This window comes from Kitasatospora sp. NPDC058406, assembly GCF_042722765.1.
Classification (GTDB): Bacteria; Actinomycetota; Actinomycetes; order Streptomycetales; family Streptomycetaceae; genus Kitasatospora.
This window is the reverse complement of sequence record NZ_JBHXKE010000029.1, coordinates 1-2,899: the sequence shown is the minus strand read 5'-3', so window position 1 is coordinate 2,899 and position 2,899 is coordinate 1. Positions and strand designations below refer to the sequence as shown.

Below are 2,899 nucleotides of genomic sequence, written 5' to 3'. Positions count from 1 at the left end.
CCTATAACTTCAGGCACACGCTGCCCCACCGCGCCCCCCCCGTCCAGCGCCCCACCGCCCCCCCGCGCGCGCCGGTGGCGGGCGCCGCCCCGGCCCGCCGCCCGCCCCCGGGCGCCCCACGGCGAGAGGCCGGGCCCCCCTCACGGGGAGCCCGGCCTCTCAGGCGTTCAAGGGGTGGTTCAGGCGCCCTTGGCGGCTTCCTTCAGCTTGGAGCCGGCGCTGACCTTGGCGCTGTAACCCTCGGGGATCTGGATCGGCTCGCCGGTCTGCGGGTTGCGGGCGGTGCGGGCGGCGCGGTGGGTGCGCTCGAAGGTCAGGAAACCGGGGATGGTGACCTTCTCGTCGCCCTTGGCGACGACCTCGCCGACGATCTCGGCGAAGGCGGCCAGAACGGCGTCGGCGTCCTTGCGGGTCACCTCGGCGCGCTCGGACAGCGCGGCCACCAGCTCACTGCGGTTCATGTGTACTCCTGTGGTCTGTTCGCTTGCGGTGTGCGGGGGCCCATCGGTGCTCCCACCGGGGGGCACCCGGATGGGCCGCAGGTCCGCACACTGTGCTCATGCAGGCAATGCGTGGTCGCGGGCCGGGTCCGCACCCAGTGCCGCGCGCCGTGCCCTCGAAGGCCCGCCTGCCTGCCCGGATACGAATCCTGCCCCGACCGGCCCCGAGAAAGCCAATCGGGCCCCGGCGTCACGACCCGAACAGCGCCCGCCCGCCGGAGGTGTGACGCTCCGTCGGCTCCGGCGGACCGGGCGCGGGCGGCGGTCGGGACGACGCGCCGGAAGACCAGGGGGACGTTCCGTACTTGTCGGACACGCCTGCCCCGTGCAGGGCTACCGTACGCCCTAGGTCCGACAAGCCCAAACACGCCCCTCGCCCTTGTGTCGCAAGGGTTCGGGGCGGGATTGGGCGGGTAAGGTCGCTATTCGGTCATTTGACCGATGCGCGACACGGGCCGAGCGGCCCGGTCAGAGCTTGACGGAGGGGAAGGACGAGGTGTCGAGCGTCCCCACGATGCCCGGGGTCGGCCGCCACGGGGCGGGCGCCTCCGAGGCCGCGGCCAGGGCGGCGTCCCGGACGGCGGAGGCCACGGTCTTGGCGACGTCCTTGTGGAACACGCTCGGGATGATGTAGTTCGGGTTCCGCTCGTCGTCGCCGACGGTGGCGGCCAGCGCCCGGGCGGCGGCGATCATCATCTCGGTGTTGACCGTGCGGCTCTGGGCGTCCAGCAGGCCGCGGAAGACACCCGGGAAGACCAGCACGTTGTTGATCTGGTTCGGGAAGTCGCTGCGGCCGGTGGCGACCACCGCGGCGGTCTGGCGGGCCACCGCCGGGTCGACCTCCGGGTCCGGGTTGGCCAGCGCGAAGACGATCGCGTCCTCGGCCATGGTGGCCAGGTCGTCGCCGTCCAGCACGTTCGGGGCCGAGACGCCGATGAAGACGTCGGCGTCCGCCACGGCCTCCTTGAGGCTGCCGGTGCGGCCCGAGCGGTTGGTGTGCTCGGCGATCCAGCGCAGGCTCTCGTTGAGGTCGTCGCGGCCCTCGTGGACCACGCCCCTCACGTCCGCCACCGTGGCGTGCTCGACGCCGGCGGCCAGCAGCAGCTTGAGGATCGCGGTACCGGCGGCGCCGGCGCCCGACATCACCACCCGGATGTCGGCGATCTCCTTGCCGACCACCTTGAGCGCGTTGGTGAGGGCCGCCAGCACCACGATCGCGGTGCCGTGCTGGTCGTCGTGGAAGACCGGGATGTCCAGGGCCTCGCGCAGCCGGGCCTCGATCTCGAAGCAGCGCGGCGCCGAGATGTCCTCCAGGTTGATGCCGGCGAAGCCCGGGGCGATCGCCTTGACGACGGCCACGATCTCGTCGGTGTCCTGGGTGTCCAGGCAGATCGGCCAGGCGTCGATGCCGGCGAACCGCTTGAACAGGGCGGCCTTGCCCTCCATCACCGGCAGGGCGGCGGCCGGACCGATGTTGCCCAGGCCCAGCACGGCCGAGCCGTCGGTGACCACGGCGACGCTGTTGCGCTTGATCGTGAGGCGGCGCGCGTCCTCGGGGTTCTCGGCGATCGCCAGGCAGACCCGGGCGACCCCCGGCGTGTAGATCATCGAGAGGTCGTCACGGTTGCGGATCGGCAGCTTCGAGGACATCTCGATCTTGCCGCCGAGGTGCATCAGGAAGGTCCGGTCCGACACCTTGCCGATCGCCACGCCGTCGATGGCCCGGAGCTTCTCGACGATCTCCTCGCCGTGCGCGACCGAGAAGGCGGCCACCGTCACGTCGATCCGCAGCGCCTCCAGGCCGGAGGCGGTCACGTCGAGACCCGTCACCGAACCGCCGGAGGACTCGACCGCCGTGGTGATCGCGCTGACGGCGTTGCCTCTGGCCGGAACCTCCAGCCGCACCGTGATCGAGTTCGAGACACTGGGCACCGTCGCCATCGACGTTCCTTCTTCCGTCCGTCTGCGAGTTCAACAAATTGTTGAGGGCTCTCGCCTGCGCATGCTAGACCTCGATCGTCGCACCTACCAGGGCGTAGTCAGAAATAACGTTCATTGAGTGTGCGGACCCGACAACTTCTTGCCTCAGCGGCCCGATGCGTTACATTGGACGGGACACCGGCTCGATCCAAGCCCCCGGGCCCAACCTTCGTCCCTTCGAGGGACCACTTGCCGCGAGGCGAGCATGGCGGGTCGGTGTCGTAGCTTCTGAAGGCCCCTCACCCGGCGGGTGAGGGGCCTTCGGTGTCGACGGGGGCCGTCGGCGCGCCGGGGACGCACCCGTCGGGCGGGGCCCGGCCGGGGCCCGCCCGACCGCCCGGCCGGCCCGCCGCACCGCGGGGACGCCGGCCCCGGGCGGCGAGTCGGGGGGGACCGGGACCACACACAAGCGCCTGGGT

At 71.8% G+C, this 2,899-nt stretch carries 2 protein-coding genes; both read right to left on the bottom strand.

Annotation, left to right across the window (positions count from 1 at the left end; genetic code table 11):
• Positions 1-179: 179 nt before the first annotated feature.
• The gene (locus tag ACFWOG_RS08540; protein WP_030308200.1) at positions 180-461 is read right to left on the bottom strand and encodes an HU family DNA-binding protein; all 282 of its coding nucleotides are present in this window, start codon (positions 459-461) and stop codon (positions 180-182) included.
• A 507-nt stretch (positions 462-968) separates the two neighbouring features.
• Positions 969-2,441, bottom strand: a complete 1,473-nt coding sequence (locus ACFWOG_RS08535) for an NAD-dependent malic enzyme (protein ID WP_329952509.1) — start codon at positions 2,439-2,441, stop codon at positions 969-971.
• Positions 2,442-2,899 lie beyond the last annotated feature (458 nt).

Coding starts and splice junctions, on each gene's coding strand:
- ACFWOG_RS08535 (WP_329952509.1), bottom strand. CDS start 2,441: ATGGCGACGGTGCCCAGTGTCTCGAACTCGATCACGGTGCGGCTGGAG.
- ACFWOG_RS08540 (WP_030308200.1), bottom strand. CDS start 461: ATGAACCGCAGTGAGCTGGTGGCCGCGCTGTCCGAGCGCGCCGAGGTG.